The sequence below is a fragment of the Novosphingobium anseongense genome, from assembly GCF_037482895.1.
GTDB lineage: Bacteria > Pseudomonadota > Alphaproteobacteria > Sphingomonadales > Sphingomonadaceae > Novosphingobium > Novosphingobium anseongense.
In genome coordinates, this window is record NZ_JBBHJZ010000001.1 from 201,142 (window position 1) to 216,324 (window position 15,183).

The 15,183-nt window shown below is 65.4% G+C and carries 18 protein-coding genes, 1 tRNA gene and 1 pseudogene; 15 read left to right on the forward strand and 5 right to left on the reverse strand.

Annotated features, from left to right (window positions below):
- Positions 1-8: 8 nt before the first annotated feature.
- Together WG901_RS00915 and WG901_RS00920 are read left to right on the forward strand one after the other, a co-directional pair.
- Positions 9-557 (forward strand): hypothetical protein, encoded by a 549-nt coding sequence (locus WG901_RS00915; RefSeq protein WP_339585149.1) that lies wholly within the window; start codon positions 9-11, stop codon positions 555-557.
- Positions 557-1,042 (forward strand): DUF421 domain-containing protein, encoded by a 486-nt coding sequence (locus WG901_RS00920; protein WP_339585150.1) that lies wholly within the window; start codon positions 557-559, stop codon positions 1,040-1,042. The genes WG901_RS00915 and WG901_RS00920 overlap by 1 nt, the downstream gene beginning before the upstream one ends.
- Here the strand turns inward: WG901_RS00920 and WG901_RS00925 are convergent.
- Positions 1,039-2,799, reverse strand: a complete 1,761-nt coding sequence (locus tag WG901_RS00925) for a fatty acyl-AMP ligase (protein ID WP_339585151.1) — start codon at positions 2,797-2,799, stop codon at positions 1,039-1,041. The two genes, WG901_RS00920 and WG901_RS00925, sit on opposite strands and share 4 nt — an antisense overlap.
- 228 nt (positions 2,800-3,027) lie before the next feature.
- Here WG901_RS00925 and WG901_RS00930 point away from each other — a divergent pair, with 228 nt between their 5' ends.
- The 4 genes and pseudogenes from WG901_RS00930 to WG901_RS00945 all read left to right on the forward strand — a co-directional run.
- Positions 3,028-3,516: a regulatory protein RecX gene (locus WG901_RS00930; protein WP_339585152.1), complete on the forward strand. Its 489-nt coding sequence runs from the start codon at positions 3,028-3,030 to the stop codon at positions 3,514-3,516.
- Positions 3,517-4,020 carry a DUF192 domain-containing protein gene (locus WG901_RS00935; RefSeq protein WP_339585153.1) on the forward strand — a complete coding sequence of 168 codons (504 nt, stop codon included), beginning with the start codon at positions 3,517-3,519 and terminating at the stop codon, positions 4,018-4,020.
- Between the two features lie 76 nt (positions 4,021-4,096).
- Positions 4,097-4,498 (forward strand): NADH:ubiquinone oxidoreductase subunit NDUFA12, encoded by a 402-nt coding sequence (locus WG901_RS00940; protein ID WP_339585154.1) that lies wholly within the window; start codon positions 4,097-4,099, stop codon positions 4,496-4,498.
- A gap of 254 nt (positions 4,499-4,752) precedes the next feature.
- Positions 4,753-4,935: pseudogene (locus WG901_RS00945) on the forward strand (DUF2155 domain-containing protein); the annotation flags it as partial.
- A gap of 35 nt (positions 4,936-4,970) precedes the next feature.
- On the opposite strand, the gene aat reads toward WG901_RS00945, so the two are convergent.
- Positions 4,971-5,768, reverse strand: a complete 798-nt coding sequence (gene aat, locus WG901_RS00950) for a leucyl/phenylalanyl-tRNA--protein transferase (RefSeq protein WP_339585155.1) — start codon at positions 5,766-5,768, stop codon at positions 4,971-4,973.
- Between the two features lie 113 nt (positions 5,769-5,881).
- Between aat and WG901_RS00955 the strand changes: the two genes are divergently transcribed.
- From WG901_RS00955 to WG901_RS00990, 8 genes are all read left to right on the forward strand, one after another.
- A tRNA-Trp gene (locus WG901_RS00955) sits at positions 5,882-5,957 on the forward strand.
- A 28-nt stretch (positions 5,958-5,985) separates the two neighbouring features.
- Positions 5,986-7,497 (forward strand): hypothetical protein, encoded by a 1,512-nt coding sequence (locus WG901_RS00960; RefSeq protein ID WP_339585156.1) that lies wholly within the window; start codon positions 5,986-5,988, stop codon positions 7,495-7,497.
- 111 nt (positions 7,498-7,608) lie between these two features.
- Positions 7,609-7,803, forward strand: coding sequence for a preprotein translocase subunit SecE (gene secE / locus WG901_RS00965; RefSeq protein WP_339585157.1), 195 nt, complete (start codon positions 7,609-7,611; stop codon positions 7,801-7,803).
- 23 nt (positions 7,804-7,826) lie between these two features.
- A complete protein-coding gene (gene nusG / locus WG901_RS00970) occupies positions 7,827-8,363 on the forward strand; it encodes a transcription termination/antitermination protein NusG (RefSeq protein WP_339585158.1) in 537 nt (178 codons plus the stop codon).
- Positions 8,364-8,539: 176 nt separating this feature from the next.
- A complete protein-coding gene (gene rplK, locus WG901_RS00975; RefSeq protein WP_339585159.1) occupies positions 8,540-8,971 on the forward strand; it encodes a 50S ribosomal protein L11 in 432 nt (143 codons plus the stop codon).
- A 4-nt stretch (positions 8,972-8,975) separates the two neighbouring features.
- Positions 8,976-9,674, forward strand: a complete 699-nt coding sequence (rplA, locus tag WG901_RS00980; RefSeq protein ID WP_339585160.1) for a 50S ribosomal protein L1 — start codon at positions 8,976-8,978, stop codon at positions 9,672-9,674.
- Between the two features lie 135 nt (positions 9,675-9,809).
- Positions 9,810-10,661: a TauD/TfdA dioxygenase family protein gene (locus tag WG901_RS00985; RefSeq protein WP_339585161.1), complete on the forward strand. Its 852-nt coding sequence runs from the start codon at positions 9,810-9,812 to the stop codon at positions 10,659-10,661.
- Positions 10,662-10,756: 95 nt separating this feature from the next.
- Positions 10,757-11,170 (forward strand): cupin domain-containing protein, encoded by a 414-nt coding sequence (locus WG901_RS00990; RefSeq protein ID WP_339585162.1) that lies wholly within the window; start codon positions 10,757-10,759, stop codon positions 11,168-11,170.
- A 15-nt stretch (positions 11,171-11,185) separates the two neighbouring features.
- On the opposite strand, the gene WG901_RS00995 is transcribed toward WG901_RS00990, so the two are convergent.
- The 3 genes from WG901_RS00995 to WG901_RS01005 are packed head-to-tail and all read right to left on the reverse strand — an operon-like array spanning position 11,186 to position 14,036.
- The gene (locus WG901_RS00995; protein WP_339585163.1) at positions 11,186-11,734 is read right to left on the reverse strand and encodes a chorismate--pyruvate lyase family protein; all 549 of its coding nucleotides are present in this window, start codon (positions 11,732-11,734) and stop codon (positions 11,186-11,188) included.
- A complete protein-coding gene (locus WG901_RS01000; RefSeq protein WP_339585164.1) occupies positions 11,724-12,497 on the reverse strand; it encodes a competence/damage-inducible protein A in 774 nt (257 codons plus the stop codon). Before WG901_RS01000 ends, WG901_RS00995 begins: the two co-directional genes overlap by 11 nt.
- Before the next feature lie 33 nt (positions 12,498-12,530).
- A complete protein-coding gene (locus WG901_RS01005) occupies positions 12,531-14,036 on the reverse strand; it encodes a flavin-containing monooxygenase (protein ID WP_339585165.1) in 1,506 nt (501 codons plus the stop codon).
- Positions 14,037-14,102: 66 nt separating this feature from the next.
- On the opposite strand from WG901_RS01005, the gene WG901_RS01010 reads away from it, so the two are divergent.
- Positions 14,103-15,077: a magnesium and cobalt transport protein CorA gene (locus tag WG901_RS01010; protein ID WP_339585166.1), complete on the forward strand. Its 975-nt coding sequence runs from the start codon at positions 14,103-14,105 to the stop codon at positions 15,075-15,077.
- The last annotated feature ends 106 nt before the right edge of the window (positions 15,078-15,183 follow it).

Sequence of the window (15,183 nt, forward strand, 5' to 3'; positions counted from 1 at the left end):
CCGCCGCCATGCCGCAAGACGAATCCATCGCTGCCCGCACGCTCGAGAGGCCGATCGGCATCGAGGCCAGGCATCTGGCGCCGGCATCATCGGGCTGGCTGCGAACCTCGCTCACGGTGGTGCTGATCGGCGGACCGCTGATGGCGGCGCTGCTCGGTTGGCTTGGCGGTGGAGACGAGAAGATCTTCGCCGCGCGGGGGCAGCAGGTGTCGCTGGCGGTGGAAACGCCCGACATTCTGCGCAGCGGCAACTGGTTCGAGACGCGTGTGGTTGTCGAGCCCCGAGCCGACATCAACGATCTGGCGATCGCTATCGATCAGCCGCTGTGGCGCGGCATGAGCATCGATACGACCGTGCCCGATGCCGAGAAAGTCGACACGCTCGACGACAGGTTCACTTACAGCTTTGGCCCGATCAAGGCCGGCGAACGCTTCGTGCTGAAGATCGACGGTCAGATACAGCCGCGTGGACTGCGGCGGCTCGAGGGCAAGGTCGCGGTGCTCGATGGTGAGCGACGGCTGATCGAAGTGCCCATTGCCGTGACGGTCTTGCCCTGATGGAAATCGTGCTCCGCGCGTCCGTGATGTTCCTCGTGGTCTACGGGCTGCTGAGGCTGATGGGCAAACGCGAGCTCGGCCAACTCGCGCCGTTCGAGCTTGTGACCCTGATCGTCATGGGCGATCTGATCCAGCAGGGCGTCACGCACCAGGATTTCTCGGCCACGGGCGCAACCCTGGCGATCTTTACCTTCGCGGCCTGGAGCCTCGCGTTCAACGCGCTCAGCCATCGTTCGGGACGGGTGCGCCGCGTGCTCGAAGGAGCGCCGGTCGTGCTGATGCAGGATGGCGCGATGATCGAGCGCAATCTCAACCGCGAGGGCATCGACAAGGACGAGTTCGCCGCCGAGATGCGGCTCGCGGGCATCGCCCGTCCCGATCAGGTCGCCTGGGCGATCCTCGAGCCGCAGGGCCGGATAAGCTTCATCCGCAAGGACGACGGCGATCCGGACCCGCGTGGCGGCGAGGAAACGTCGGCGGCCTAGGCCGCCAGCTTGAAGGGTTCGATCTCGCCCGCCAGGTAGAGCTTCTTGGCCTTGGCACGGCTGAGCTTGCCCGAACTGGTACGCGGCAGGGTGCGCGGAGGAACCAGTTCGACGATGCAGTTCATGCCGGTGATCGAGCGGACCTTGTCGCGGATCTCGTCGTGCAGCTTGATGCGCTCGATCGGATCGGAAACACGGCAGTGGACGAGCACGGCCGGCACTTCCTCGCCGTTCTCGGTCTCGAGACTGAAGGCAGCGATGTCACCCTGGTGGAAGCCCGGAAGCTGTTCCACGGCCCACTCGATATCCTGAGGCCAGTGGTTCTTGCCGTTGATGATGATCATGTCCTTCGCCCGGCCGACGATGAACAGGTAGCCATCGACGAGGTAGCCCATGTCGCCGGTGTCGAGCCAGCCATCGACCATGCAGGCCTCGGTCGCCTCGGGGTCGCGGTAGTAGGAATGCATGACGCTGGTGCCGCGGCACCAGACCTTGCCGATGTGGTGATCAGCCAGCGCGTGGCCGGCTTCGCCGCGGATCTCGAGCTCCATGCCGCGCACGACCTTGCCGCAGTTGACGATTGCGCGGTAGCGGGCGGGACGGCTGAGGTCACGCGGGCAGCCCGACAGGCGCTCCTCCTCGACCAGCTCGACGCGGATGCCCTCGCCCGGCGGCATCAGCGTGACCGCGAGCGTGGCCTCGGCGAGGCCGTAGCTCGGCATGAAGGCGCCGGCCTTGAAGCCCGCCGGGGCGAAGGTGTTGACGAAGGCCTGCATCACGTCGGGCCGGATCATGTCGGCACCGTTGCCGGCCAGCCGCCAGCGCGACAGATCAAAGCGTTCGGCGACGTTGGTCTGGCTCGAGACGCGGCGCGAGCAGATGTCGTAGCCGAAGGTCGGCGAAAAGCTGACCGAGGTGCCCGGGTTGCGGCTGATCAGGTCCAGCCAGGCGAGCGGGCGACGGGCGAAATCCTCGGTCTTGAGGTAATCGACCGAGAATTGGTTGCCGATCGGCGAGAGGAAGCAGCCGACCAGACCCATGTCGTGGTACCAGGGCAACCACGAGACGCACCGGTCGCTCGGGCCGATGTTCATTCCGTGGCTATGCCCGGCGAGGTTCGCCAGCAGCGAGCGGTGCGTGACCGCGACTCCGTGCGGGAAGCGGGTCGAGCCGCTCGAATACTGGAGGAAGCAGATGTCGTCCGGTGCGGGAGTCGGCAGAGCAACTTCCGTCGCCGCTTCCTGCGCGAAAGCCTCCCAGACCACGCCTTCGCAGCCCTGACGCTCGGCGGCGGCAAGTGCCATCGTTTCGAGCTCGGCCGGGAACAGCAGCATCCTGGGCTCCGCAGAGGCCATCTGCACGGAGATCTGGTCGATGTAATTGTCCTTGCCGCCAAAGCTGGTCGGCAACGGCAGAGGAACGGGCCAGGCACCGGCATAGACCGCACCGCAGAACAGCGCGGCGAAGTGCGGACCGGTCTCGGCGATCAGGGCGATGCGATCCCCCGGCTTCACGCCGTGCGCGATCAAGCGATAGGCCATCGCGAGCGCATCCTGGCGGAGCTCAGAGAAGGGGTAAGGGCGCACCAGCGTGCCGCGCGGATCGTGGAAGTTCAGCCCGCGCTTGCCCTGGGCAGCGTAGTCGATCGCTTCGCAAAAGTTGTCGAAATCGGCGTAGCGGCGCGGAAGATCGTCTTCGTTTGCGGTCGGAATGAGGTTGTTATTAGCCGTCGGCACCAGCGTGGCGGTGTCGGTCATGTGCGGTAACCCGTTGTTGTTACAAGATTTATGGCGATGTGCCGATGCCCTATACCGGAAACCTTCGATCCGGGCATGGCAAAAACCCTCCGTTCGCGGGCTTTCCCATTCTGAGGCGACTGTGGCACGAATAGGGCAATGGTGTCACAATCCCCAGCTACCGGGCCGCGTCGCGGTCCCAAATCGGCACCCAAGCCGATCACCGCGTCGAGGCTGGAAGAGCTGGCTTTGGCTTATGTCGCACGCTTTGCCACCAGCCGCGCCAAGCTCGAAGGTTACCTCGCGCGCAAGCTGCGCGAGCGCGGCTGGGATGGCGAAGGACAGGCGCCGGTGACTTCGTTGGTCGAGCGTTTCGTGGCGGCCGGATATGTCGACGACGCCGCTTTCGCGCGCGCCAAGAGCGGCAGCCTGCTGCGTCGCGGCTATGGCCAGCGGCGCGTGAACCAGGCGCTCGGCGCGGCCGGGATCGACGAGGATGTCCGTGCCGAGGTCCGCGCGGGCGAAGGCGCCCAGCGCCGCGCCGCGCTTGCCCTGGCGCGCAAGCGCGGCTTCGGTCCGTTCGGACGCGGTGACGTTTCGGAACGCGATCGGGCGCTGCGCGAGAAGCAGATCGCCGCGATGCTGCGCGCCGGCCATGGTCTGGACAGCGCTCGCGAATTGGTCGATGCCGCGTCCATTGAGGCGGCCGAGGAATGGGCCGCGCTGGAGGACGAATAGATGCGATCGATGCCGTCATGGGGAACGCGAGGCCTTATCGCGGTCGGCCTGATGCTGGCCGCCTGTTCGACCCAGCCCAACGACACCGCTGCGAAGACACCGCCCCAGGCGACGGTCGCGCGGCACGCCGAATCCGGTCTGCCGGTGGTGCCGCTCACGGTCACGCATGATCGCCGCCGGCACGCCTTCCGCGTCGAACTGGCGAGCACCAGCGCGGAACAGGCCAAAGGCTTGATGTTCCGCACGCAGATGGGCGCGAACGAGGGCATGATCTTTCCCATGGACCCGCCCCGCCTGGCCAGCTTCTGGATGCGCAACACGGTGATCCCGCTCGACATCATCTTCGTCGGCGAGGACCGTCGCGTGCTCAATATCGCCGCCAATGCCGTGCCCTATGCGGAAACGCCGATCCCGTCGGCGGGCAAGGTCAGCGCAGTGCTCGAGCTGATCGGCGGACGCGCGGCGGCGCTTGGCATCGTCGCAGGCGACAAGGTGGACTGGTAAGGTAGCTTCTTTCGCGTCCGTCATCGGTTACTGGACGCTTGCCCCTGACCCCCAAAATCCGCTAGGCGCCGGCACCATGGGTATCCTCTCGAAGATCTTCACCTGGTGGGATGGCGCGACCATCGGCACGCTGCTCGATTCGTCGCTGCGTGGTGAGCACGTGGGCACCGACGCCCAGGGCAATCGCTACTATCGCGGCAAGAAGCCGAAGAACGTCGACGGGCTCGAGCGCCGTTGGGTGATCTATTCGGGCGCCAACGACGCCAGCCGCGTGCCCGCCGAATGGCACGGCTGGCTGCACGGCAGTTTCGATGGCGTGCCCCAGAGCAATCTGCCGCCGCCGCGAATCTGGGAGGTGGACTATACCCCCAATGCGACGGGTACCGATCAGGCCTATCGTCCGCAGGGCGCGCTCGAGCGCGGTGGCCGGCGTGCGCAGGCTACGGGCGACTACCAGGCCTGGTCACCGGACGCTTAAGGACGATGACGCGGCCGATGCGCCGGACATCCGTTCTTGTGCCAGCCGCTCTTCTGCTGGTCGTGGCCCTCGCGGGCTGCAATCGCGGCGACGAGCAAGGCGCCGATCCGGCTGCGACCGAGGTTCCCAAGGCGGTGTCCGCTGCCCCGGTCGGGATTTCCGCGGTCGAGAGCCAGTTCGGCACGCCAGTCAAGGATCGCGTCGCGACGATCGGCTTGCTCAACAAGCGCAACAACCTGTCGCAGGACCTCGTGATGAAGTCCGGCGAATCGCGCCGGGTCGGCAACGTCATCGTGCGCCTCGCGAGCTGCGAACGGACGCTACCCTGGGAGAGTCCCGCCGAGGTCGGCGCTTTCGTCCAAGTCTTCGTCGAGGAACGCGCGCGCACAACCGAGCCGCTTTCATGGCGGAAGATCTTCTCGGGCTGGCTGTTCAAGAATTCGCCGTCGCTCAACGTGATCGAACACCCGGTCTACGACGTCTGGGTCAAGGACTGCGCGATGAAGTTCCCGGGCGAGGAGGCCGATCCCTCGGCCTCGGCGAGCAGTGCCGCGAAGCCTGCGGGCAGGGCCAGCGCTTCCGCGTCGCCCTCGCCGACCGCATCGCCGCGTCCTGCGCCGAGCGCAACCGCTTCGCCCGCACGCGCGCCGGCCTCTACCCCGACTCCCGAATAGGGCGGCTGCGCGGCGCTTAGCAGCGTCACGTACCGCCGCTGGCTGATCTCCACCGCGCCCAGCGAGGCGAGGTGCGGCGTAATGAACTGGCAATCGAGCAGTTCCGCTCCGCAGCGGCGCAGGGCTGCAACGAGCCAGGCCAGCGCGACTTTCGAGGCATCGGGAACGCGGCTGAACATCGATTCGCCGCAGAACACGCGATCGAAGCCGACGCCGTAGAGCCCACCTACCAACTGGCCATCCTGCCAGCACTCAATCGAGTGGGCCTGGCCGAGTTCGTGCAGGTGCTGATAGCTCGCGGCGATGCGGTGGCTGATCCAGCTTTCGCCGCTGCCGTCGCGGCGCGGCGCCGCGCAGGATTCCATCACCGCGGCGAAGGCCGTGTTGCAGGTCACGGCGAAGCGTCCGCGCCGCAGGGTCCGCGCCAGTGATTTCGACAGGTGGAGGCCGTCGAGCGGCAGGATCGCGCGTTTGCGCGGCTCGACCCAGAAGATTTCGGGGTCGTCGCGGTGATCGGCCATAGGGAATATGCCGCTGCGATAGGCCAGCAGAAGAAGATCCGGGTCGATGATCGGTGGCGTTGCGGGAGCGTGCACGGCGCGAGTCTAGCAGAGCGTGCGGGCAATCCAAACCTCCCGGCTGGGGTAGGATTTTCTGATTGCACCACCTTGCCATCGCCGCCGACACCCCCTAGAGGCAGCCGGCCCGCAGGAGTGTAGCTCAGTTGGTAGAGCATCGGTCTCCAAAACCGAGGGCCCACGGTTCGAGTCCGTGCACTCCTGCCAGCATTCCCCCAAGGAAGCTGAAAAGCCGATGGAATCATCCCCGCCGATGATGCGGCACAAGCGCGAATCCGGCGAGGGGCCAACCGTCCTCCGCCTCGCACTGGCGCGCGTGTCTTCCCGCGAAGGGCTGTTTCTGGCGCTGTTCCTCGCATTGCTTTCGGCGATGCCTTTTATCGTCGCCGCGCATCCCCAGCTGACCGACTATCCTTCGCACCTCGCGCGCTACGGCATCATGCTCGACGGCGGTCGCGACCCGTTCCTCGCGCGCTACTACGACTTCCACTGGCAATTGACCGGCAATCTGGGCGTCGACCTGCTGATCTGGCCGCTGGCCAAGCTGATCGGGCTCGAGCCAGCGGGGAGGGTGATCGGCATGATCATCCCGCCGCTGACCGCGCTGGGCCTGATCGCGGTCGAATGGGTCCTGCGCCGGCGCATCGGCATCGCCACGCTGATGGCGCTGACCTTCATCTGGTCGCCCGCGATGGTGCTGGGCTTCTACAACTTCTGCCTGTCGCTGGCACTGGTGCTGCTGTCCTTCGCGCTCTGGGTCCGGCTCGACGCCTGGCCGCGCCGCTGGCTGCCGTTTATCCCGATCGGTCTGGCTATGTGGCTGTGCCACGCTTCGGGCTGGGGCGTGCTCGGCGTGTTGGTGTTCGGCTACGAATTCCACAAGCGCAAGAGCCTGCACGCCGTGCTTGCGACCTGGCCGCTGGTCTTTCCGCTGATACCGATGCTGCTCAGCGGGGGCGCCAAGGGGGCGCTGTCGTACGGATCGGGTGTCGGCATTTTCAAGCTGGCCATCTGGATCCAGGCCATGCGCGACCAGTCGTTCATGCTCGACGTCGCCACTTTGGCGATCGCGCTGCTCGTGCTGCTGGCGGCGGCGATGGCACGCAAGATCGACGGACGGCTCGGCTGGGCGACGCTGATCCTGCTGGTCCTGACCTTTGCCATGCCGCGCCACTTCGGCGGCGGCGACTATGCCGATTACCGGCTGATCGCGGTCTCGCTGATGATCGGTTGCCTGGCGATCGACTGGTCGGCGCCGCGCTGGCTGGTCTGGCTGGCGCCCGTGCTGTTCCTCGTCCGGCTGGACTTGACCTGCGCCGCCTGGGAAGTGAATTCGCGCGAGACGACGCAGATCCTCAAGGCGCTCGATTACATGCCGCGGGGCGCGCGCGTCGCCGGCATCATCGTGGTCGAGGCACGGGGTTGGGCGCTCAACCCCTTCGAACATGTCACGAGCTATGCGACCGTGCGCAAGAGCGCCCTGGTCAACTCGCATTTCGCCATTCCCGGTGTGCACATGCTGCGGCTCAAGGAAGGCGGGAAGGGCTTCGTCGATCCTTCGCATCGCATCGTCCACTGGCCCGGTCGCAAGGTCTGGCTGCACAATTTCAAGCCGGCGAAGCAGGCCGACTACCTGTGGTTCATCGGCCGGACCATGCCCTCCAGCCTGCCCGAAGGCGCGAAGGTGCTTTTCGCGACGCGCCACTCGTTCCTCGTTCGGCTTGCAAACCGGCCCGTCGCTCGCTAGATCGCGACCGTCTTCCTACAAAGATGATCGTTCGCCCCTCCCGGCACCAGCCGGGGCGGCGATGAAGACTTGGTGGAAGGCACAACGGATTTAGTGAGGCGAAAAGCAGACATGGCCAAGACCAGCCCCGGCGAGTTCATGCGCCAAGTGCAGGCGGAAATGCGCAAGGTCGTGTGGCCGACGCGTCAGGAGACGATCACCACGGGCATCTTCGTGGCGATCCTGATGACGATCCTGGCGGTGTTCTTCCTGGGCGTGGATTCGCTCTTCGGCGCGATCGTGCGCTGGCTGCTGACGCTCGCCTGAGCCCTGAGAGAAAGACAAGACGAATGGCCCGCTGGTACATCATCCACGCCTATTCCGGCTTCGAGAACAAGGTCAAAGAGGCGATCCTGAACGAGGCCGAGCGTCTCGGTCTCGAACAGCTCGTTGAAGCGGTCGAGGTTCCGACCGAGTCCGTCACCGAAGTGAAGCGCGGCAAGAAGGTCCAGGTCGAGCGCAAGTTCATGCCGGGCTATGTTCTCGCCAAGCTGACCTTGAACGACGACGTCTACCACCTCGTCAAGAACACCGCGAAAGTCACCGGCTTTCTGGGGCCCAACGGCAAGCCGCAGCCGATCAGCGAGCGCGAGGCTGCCCGCTATTTCGGTGCGCGCGAACAGGCCGCTGCCGAGCCGCGTCACCAGGTCTCCGTCGATTACGAGATCGGCGATTCGGTCAAGGTGCTCGACGGTCCCTTCGCCAGCTTCAACGGCCTGGTGGAAGAACTCGACTTCGACAAGAACCGGGTCAAGGTTTCGGTCTCGATCTTCGGCCGCGCGACGCCGGTCGAGCTCGATTTCGAGCAGGTCGAACTCAGCAAGTAAGCCTCGACCTCCCCAACCGGGAGATCGTCGTTGCAAATTCGCGCCGATCCCGCTATCGGCGCGCGCTTCCGGACTCGTTCGGATCCCCGCGGGAGCCTCGGATTCATGTCCGAGGCGCTTGACCGCTTACTCTGAGGTTCTGCTCGCAGGGCCGACAGGAAGAAAGGAGGCCCTCCGTGGCCAAGAAGATCGAAGGTTACATCAAGCTGCAGGTGTCGGCTGGCTCCGCCAACCCCTCGCCGCCGATCGGCCCGGCGCTGGGTCAGCGCGGCGTCAACATCATGGAATTCTGCAAGCAGTTCAACGCTGCCACGCAGGAAATGGAAAAGGGCACGCCGCTGCCGACGGTTATCACCGTCTATGCGGACCGTTCGTTCTCGTTCGTCACCAAGACGCCCCCGGCGACCTACTTCATCAAGAAGGCTGCCAACCTGAAGTCGGGTTCGAAGGAGCCGGGCAAGATCTCGGCCGGAACGATCAAGCGTTCGCAGCTCGCCGAAATCGCCCAGGCCAAGATGGCCGATCTCAACGCCAATGACATCGATCAGGCGACGAAGATCATCGAAGGTTCCGCCCGTTCCATGGGCCTGCAGGTTGTGGAGGGCTGATCTGATGGCACAGTCGAAGAAGCAGAAGGCGCTCGAGATCAAGCTCGGCGACAATCAGAAGCTCTATGGCGTCGACGAGGCGATCCAGCAGCTCAAGGACCTGCAGTCGGCCAAGTTCGACCAGACCCTTGAAGTCGCGCTGAACCTCGGCGTCGATCCGCGCCACGCCGACCAGATGGTCCGCGGCATGGTCACGCTGCCTTCGGGCACCGGCAAGGACGTCAAGGTTGCCGTGTTTGCGCGTGGCGACAAGGCCGAGGCCGCTCTCGCTGCCGGCGCCGACAAGGTCGGCGCGGAAGACCTGCTCGAGGACATGCAGAACGGCAACCTCGACTACGGCCGCGTCATCGCGACGCCGGACCTGATGGGTCTGGTCGGTCGTCTCGGCAAGGTGCTGGGTCCTAAGGGCCTGATGCCGAACCCGAAGCTGGGTACGGTCACGCCGAACGTCGCCGAAGCGGTCAAGGCTGCCAAGGGCGGCCAGATCGAGTTCCGCGTCGAGAAGGCCGGCATCATCCACGGCGGCATCGGCAAGCTCTCGTTCTCGAACGAAGCGCTGCGCGCCAACTTCGACGCTTTCGTCGATGCGATCGTCAAGGCGAAGCCGGCCGGCGCCAAGGGCAAGTACGTCCGCAAGGTCGGCCTGTCCTCGTCGATGGGCCCGGGCCTGAAGATCGACACGACGGAAGTCGTCGGCGCCTGATTTCAGCCGCCGCTGATCGATATTCGTGGGGCCGGGGAGGGAAACCTCTCCGGCCCTTTCGTTTGTGCGCTTGATTTCCGTAACGGAACGCGTAGAGGGCGCTGAACACCTGTTCAGTTTGGGTAGAGGGAAGCCATGGCCATCCGGTTCGAGAACATCAAGGAATTCATCGGTTCGCGCGTCGTATGGGACGATCGCGGCGATCTCTTCACGCCCGAGGCTGCGGCCGCGATTCGCGCCAAGGTCGAGGAGCGTACCGTCGTTGTCTTCCCCGAGCTCAACCTCACCGACGACGAGCAACTCCAGTTCACCGAACTGATGGGCGAGCGCCAGCGCCTGACCGGCCGCTTCAACAAGCAGGAAGTCGAGAACGACGACGTCTACCAAGTCACGCTCGATCCCAAGATCAATCCGCAGCCCGAGTACGTGCTCGGCACCTTCTTCTGGCACATGGACGGCATTACCGTCGACGCGCCGCCGCCTTTCGCGACCTTGCTGTCGTGCCGCATCGCTCCCGACAAGGGCGGCGAGACCGAGTTCGCCAGCACCTATGCCGCCTACGAGGGTCTTCCCGATGACGAGAAGGCAGATCTCGAAGGTCTCAAGGCCGTGCACTCGGTCAAGGCCAGTCTCTCGCCGATCGCCGACGCCATTCCCGAGAAGCACCGCGACAAGGTGCTCAACATCGGTCTGGTCAAGGAGCACCCGCTGGTCTGGACCCATGAGTCGGGTCGCAAGTCGATGGTGATCGGTACCACCGCCGATCACGTCGTCGGCAAATCGGTTCCCGTCGGCCGGGCGCTGCTCATCCGGCTGCAGGAATGGGCGGCGCAGCCAGCCTATTCGCTGCGTCACAAGTGGACCGAGGGCGACTTCGTGATCTGGGACAACACCGGTGCGATGCATCGCGCGATCCCCTACGAAGCTTCGACCGGTCGCATGATGCACCGCACCTCGATCGCGGGCTCGGAGACCGTGGCAGCCTGAACCGGCCAAACCGTCGAAACACGAGAGGTCGGAAGGGAAACCTTTCCGGCCTTTTCGCTGCGTGGCATAGCGGTGGCGAACAGGAGATCGTGTCTATGCGTCATGCCTTGGCCCTTTTGGGCCTGATCGCGGCCCAGGCGGTCCTGGCCGATACCCCGGCATCCGCGCCGCCGCCGCCAATGGACGTTCACTATGACGTGCCGCAGGACAAAGGTCCGCAGCACGTCAACGCGGTGCTGCGCGTGTTCCCGGTCGGCGGCAGCTCGGGTTGGCATACCCATCCCGGCGCAGAGATCGCCTATCTGATCGAGGGCGAGATGACGCTCGAACGCGCCGGACAGCCGACGCGCACCTTGCACGCGGGCGAGAGCTTCATGGTCCCGCGTGGGCTGGCGCACAACGGTGCGAACATAGGCAAGGTGCCCGCGCGTTTGGCAATCACCTATGTCACGGACAAGGACGCCCCCGTGCGCAGTCTGACGCCCGCGCCTCAGCACGCCGATCACTGATCGGCGCGTCCTTTATCAGTGTTGGGCGAGGTTCGCTGCGGTATAGCACTCGATGAGATAGGCGAGCGGCTCGCCGCTCGGCAGGCGCAGCAACGCGCGATGCGCCGATATCGTGTCCGGTGTGCAGTTCTCTACGGGGCCCGAGGTCACGTCGATCGTTTCACGCCGGAAGCGCAAAGCGCCTGCGACCTTGCCGAAAGGGACGTCGCTGTTCGCCAGAGCTGCATTCATCTCGGGCGTCAGCCGCGAGGGCGCGTACCAGTTCCAGGCGACCGAAAGCACAGTGTCGTCGCAGCTCAGCCGGACATTGCGCATGCCCAGTCTTTCGTCGCCAGCGAGATCGAGGATACGCCGCATCTTCGCCGGCGGATCGCTGCTCTGCGCACCGACCACGCGTGCGCGGATTGGGCCATGGCCGATCTGACGCGCCTGGCACCATTGCTGCAGCGCCTCGGTCGCGCTGTCGTAGCGCGCGAGATGGGCTTCGAAATCGGCGAGCACGGCAAGACCGGTGGCGGCCGCACCCGCTAGCGCGAGCTGCGCCAGGATCAGCTCAAATGCCACCGAACACCGCGGGCTTGCCCAAGGTCTCGAGCGCTGCGACGAGCGCACGCGTGCAGGCTGCCAGATCGTCAGCGTCGGTCGAGCGGACGACGAAATTGGCGCCGGTGCGGCCCTCGCGCCAGAACGGGTAGGAGCCGATCTGGCAGGTGGGGTGGGCCTTCTCGGTATCGCCGAGCAGGGTTGCCACTTCACTCTCCTGGACCCAGCAGCCGACCGTCTCGGACAGCAGTGGCGCACCGCCTTCGAGAGTGCCCGAGAGCGCGTCCAACATGCCTGCGGTGATCGAGGGTACGCCGGCCATGATGAACACGTTCTCGAAGCGGATGCCCGGTGCGCCGGTATAGCGGTTGGGGATCAGATCGGCGCCTTCGGGAACGCGCGCCATGCGCAGCCGCGCTTCGGTGAGGCCGCCGCGGGTCTCGTAATAGCCTTCGAGGATCGTGCGCGCTTCGGGATGGACGATCACCTCGACGCCCACGGCCTCGGCGATCGCATCGACCGTGATGTCGTCGTGGGTCGGGCCGATGCCGCCGGTGGTGAACAGATAGTCGTTGCGCGCGCGCAGGGTGTTGACCGCCTCGACGATGGCTTCGGTCACGTCGGGCACGACGCGCACCTCGCGCAGGCGGATGCCCTGGATGCCCAGCCACAGCGCGACCTGCGAGATGTTCTTGTCCTGTGTCCGGCCCGAGAGGATCTCGTCGCCGATGACGATCAGCGCGGCGGTATAGATGCGGCCAGAGCTCGGAGACGAATCGGACATGGGGCTCGGGTTAGGGCAAATGGGGGCCGCTCGCTACTGCGCAGCGACGCCTGGCGACGCTGGAGCCGGAGCCCGTTCGAACCGCAGAACGCCATCGTCGATCGGCGCCGCGCGCATCGCCTTGCGATCGGCCGTGTAGTCCATGCCGATCTGCCACGGCGCCACGGTCGCGCTCTTGGGAACGAGGCCACGGGCGCGTTGGAGATAACCCGAGGAAAAGCTCTCGAACGGATGGTCTTCGACCAGGGCTTGATCGGCGGGCAACGCCGGCGTGACGACGTCGACGCCGCGCTTGTCCATGTGGCGCAGCAGCCGGCACAGCCATTCGCCGACGAGATCGATGCGCAGGGTCCACGAGGCGTTGAGATAGCCGAAGGGCGCGGCGAAATTGGGCACGTTGGAGAACATGCAGTTGCGGTAATAGAAGTGCTCGCCGGGCACGATCGGCGCGCCGTCGAGCGTCAGCGCGATCTTGCCGAGCAGCCTGAGCCGCAGCCCCGTGGCGGTGACGATGACGTCGGCATCGATATGGCGCCCGTCTTCGAGCGCCAAGCCGGTGCGATCGACCTGGGCGATCTTGCCCGTGACGATCTCGGCCTTGCCTGCGTTCAGCGCGGTGAACAGGTCGCCATCGGGGATCAGGCATAGGCGCTGCTGCCAGGGATCGTAGGGCGGAGTGAAAGCCTCGCGATCGTAATCACTGCCGAGCTGATCTTCTAGCTGTTTGCGAAGATAGCCCTTCACCGCGCCGGGCGCCGTGCGCGATTTTTCGAACAGATAGCTCTGCATGCGCACGTTCTTGAGACGGGAGATCGCGTGGGCGAGCCTGGCCGGCAGGAGCCGGCGCAGCCAGGTCCCGACCTTGTCGCGCGCCGGCCGGGTCAGGTACCAGCTCGGCGTGCGCTGGAGCATGGTGACCCGCGCGGCCTTTTCGGCCATGGCCGGCACGAGCGTCGCCGCAGTTGCGCCCGAACCGATGATGACGATCTTCTTGCCCGTGTAATCAAGATCTTCGGGCCAGAACTGCGGGTGAACCGTGAGGCCGTCGAAGGCGTCGAGGCCGGGAATTTCGGCATCGTAGGGATCGTCGTAGTCGTAATAACCGGTGCCGACGAAAAGGAAGCGTGCGGTCTGCGTGGAGCGGTTGCCGGTCGCATCGTCGAGCACGACGGTCCAGAGCGCTGCGGTGCTGTCCCAGTTCGCCGAGATCACGGTCTGACCGAAGCGGATGCGTTCGCGTAGCGCGTGATCGTCAACCACACCGTTCAGATAGTCGAGGATCATGTCGCCCCCGACGATCGTCTTGTCATGACGCCAGGGTGCGAAGCCGTATCCGAGCGTGAACATGTCGCTGTCCGAGCGTACGCCCGGATAGCGGAACAGGTCCCAGGTGCCTCCAGGCCGGGCGCGCCGTTCGACGATGGCGAAGCGCCTGCCCGGGCATTTTTGCACGAGATGCGCCGCCATGCCGATACCGGAAATGCCGGCGCCGACGATCAGCACGTCGAGCGGTGTCGGGATCGGCGTTTCGGCGTTCACGGCTGCGTCCTTCGTGTTTCCGGACAGCGGATTGCCAGCCGGACTTCGGTTTGCCACAAGCCCCCTATGCCAGTCGTCGCCGCGCGCCGCTATACTTCGGGACTATGCTCGCAGACCGAGCTCGCGATCGACGGAAGCCCGCGCGAGCCGTTGCCCGACGGCTGCTTCGACTGGGTCGGCGTCGCCGAGCCTACGGCCGAGGAACTGGAACTCTTGCGCGTCCAGTTCGGACTGCATCCGCTGGCGGTCGAGGATGCGCTCAATCCCAACCAGCTTCCCAAGGCCGAGGTTTATGGCAAGCAGCTCTTCATCGTCGCGCGGACCGCGGCGATCCAGGAGGGCGAGAAGATCGACTATGGCCAGACCGCGATCTTCCTCGGCCGCGATTTCATCGTCAGCGTAAGGCTGGGGTCGACGCGCGCGCACGTGGCACTGCGCAACAAGCTCGAAACCGATAGCGAGCATCTGGCCGAAGGGGCAGACTATGTCGCCCATGCGATCCTCGACTTCATCGTCGACGGTTACGAGCCGATGATGGAGAAGCTCGACCTCGCCGTGCAGTCGATGGAAGAGCGCACGATCGACATCTTTCCCGATCCCTCGACGATTCGCCGGATTTTCCGCCTGCGCCGCCAGCTCCGTCGATTCGAGCGGATCATCGGCCCGATGGATACGATGTGCGAGCGCCTGGTGCGGCATGACCTGTCCATGGTCGACACCGAAGCGCGGGTCTGGTTCCGCGACGTGCAGGATCACGTCAAGCGCGCGCTCGCGCGTGCGGCCAGTCTCAAGGACACCCTGGCGAGCCTGGTCGAGACCGCGAGCCTGCTCGAACAGCACCGCCAGGGACAGATGACGCGTCAACTCGCGGCCTGGGCGGCGATCCTCGCGGTGCCGACCGCGATTGCCGGAATCTACGGCATGAACTTCGACGTGATGCCCGAATTGCGCTGGCGCTACGGCTACTTCACCGTGCTGGGTGCGATCGTGCTCGTCTGCGGCGGCCTCTGGTACCGCTTCCGGCGGATCGGCTGGCTCTGACCCTTGCTCGCCGCGCAAGCGCGCAAAAAAATGGGCCGGTCCGAAGACCAGCCCTTTGATAGTTTAAATTGGGAGAGGATGCCTGAAAGGCACGCCCCATATGGGG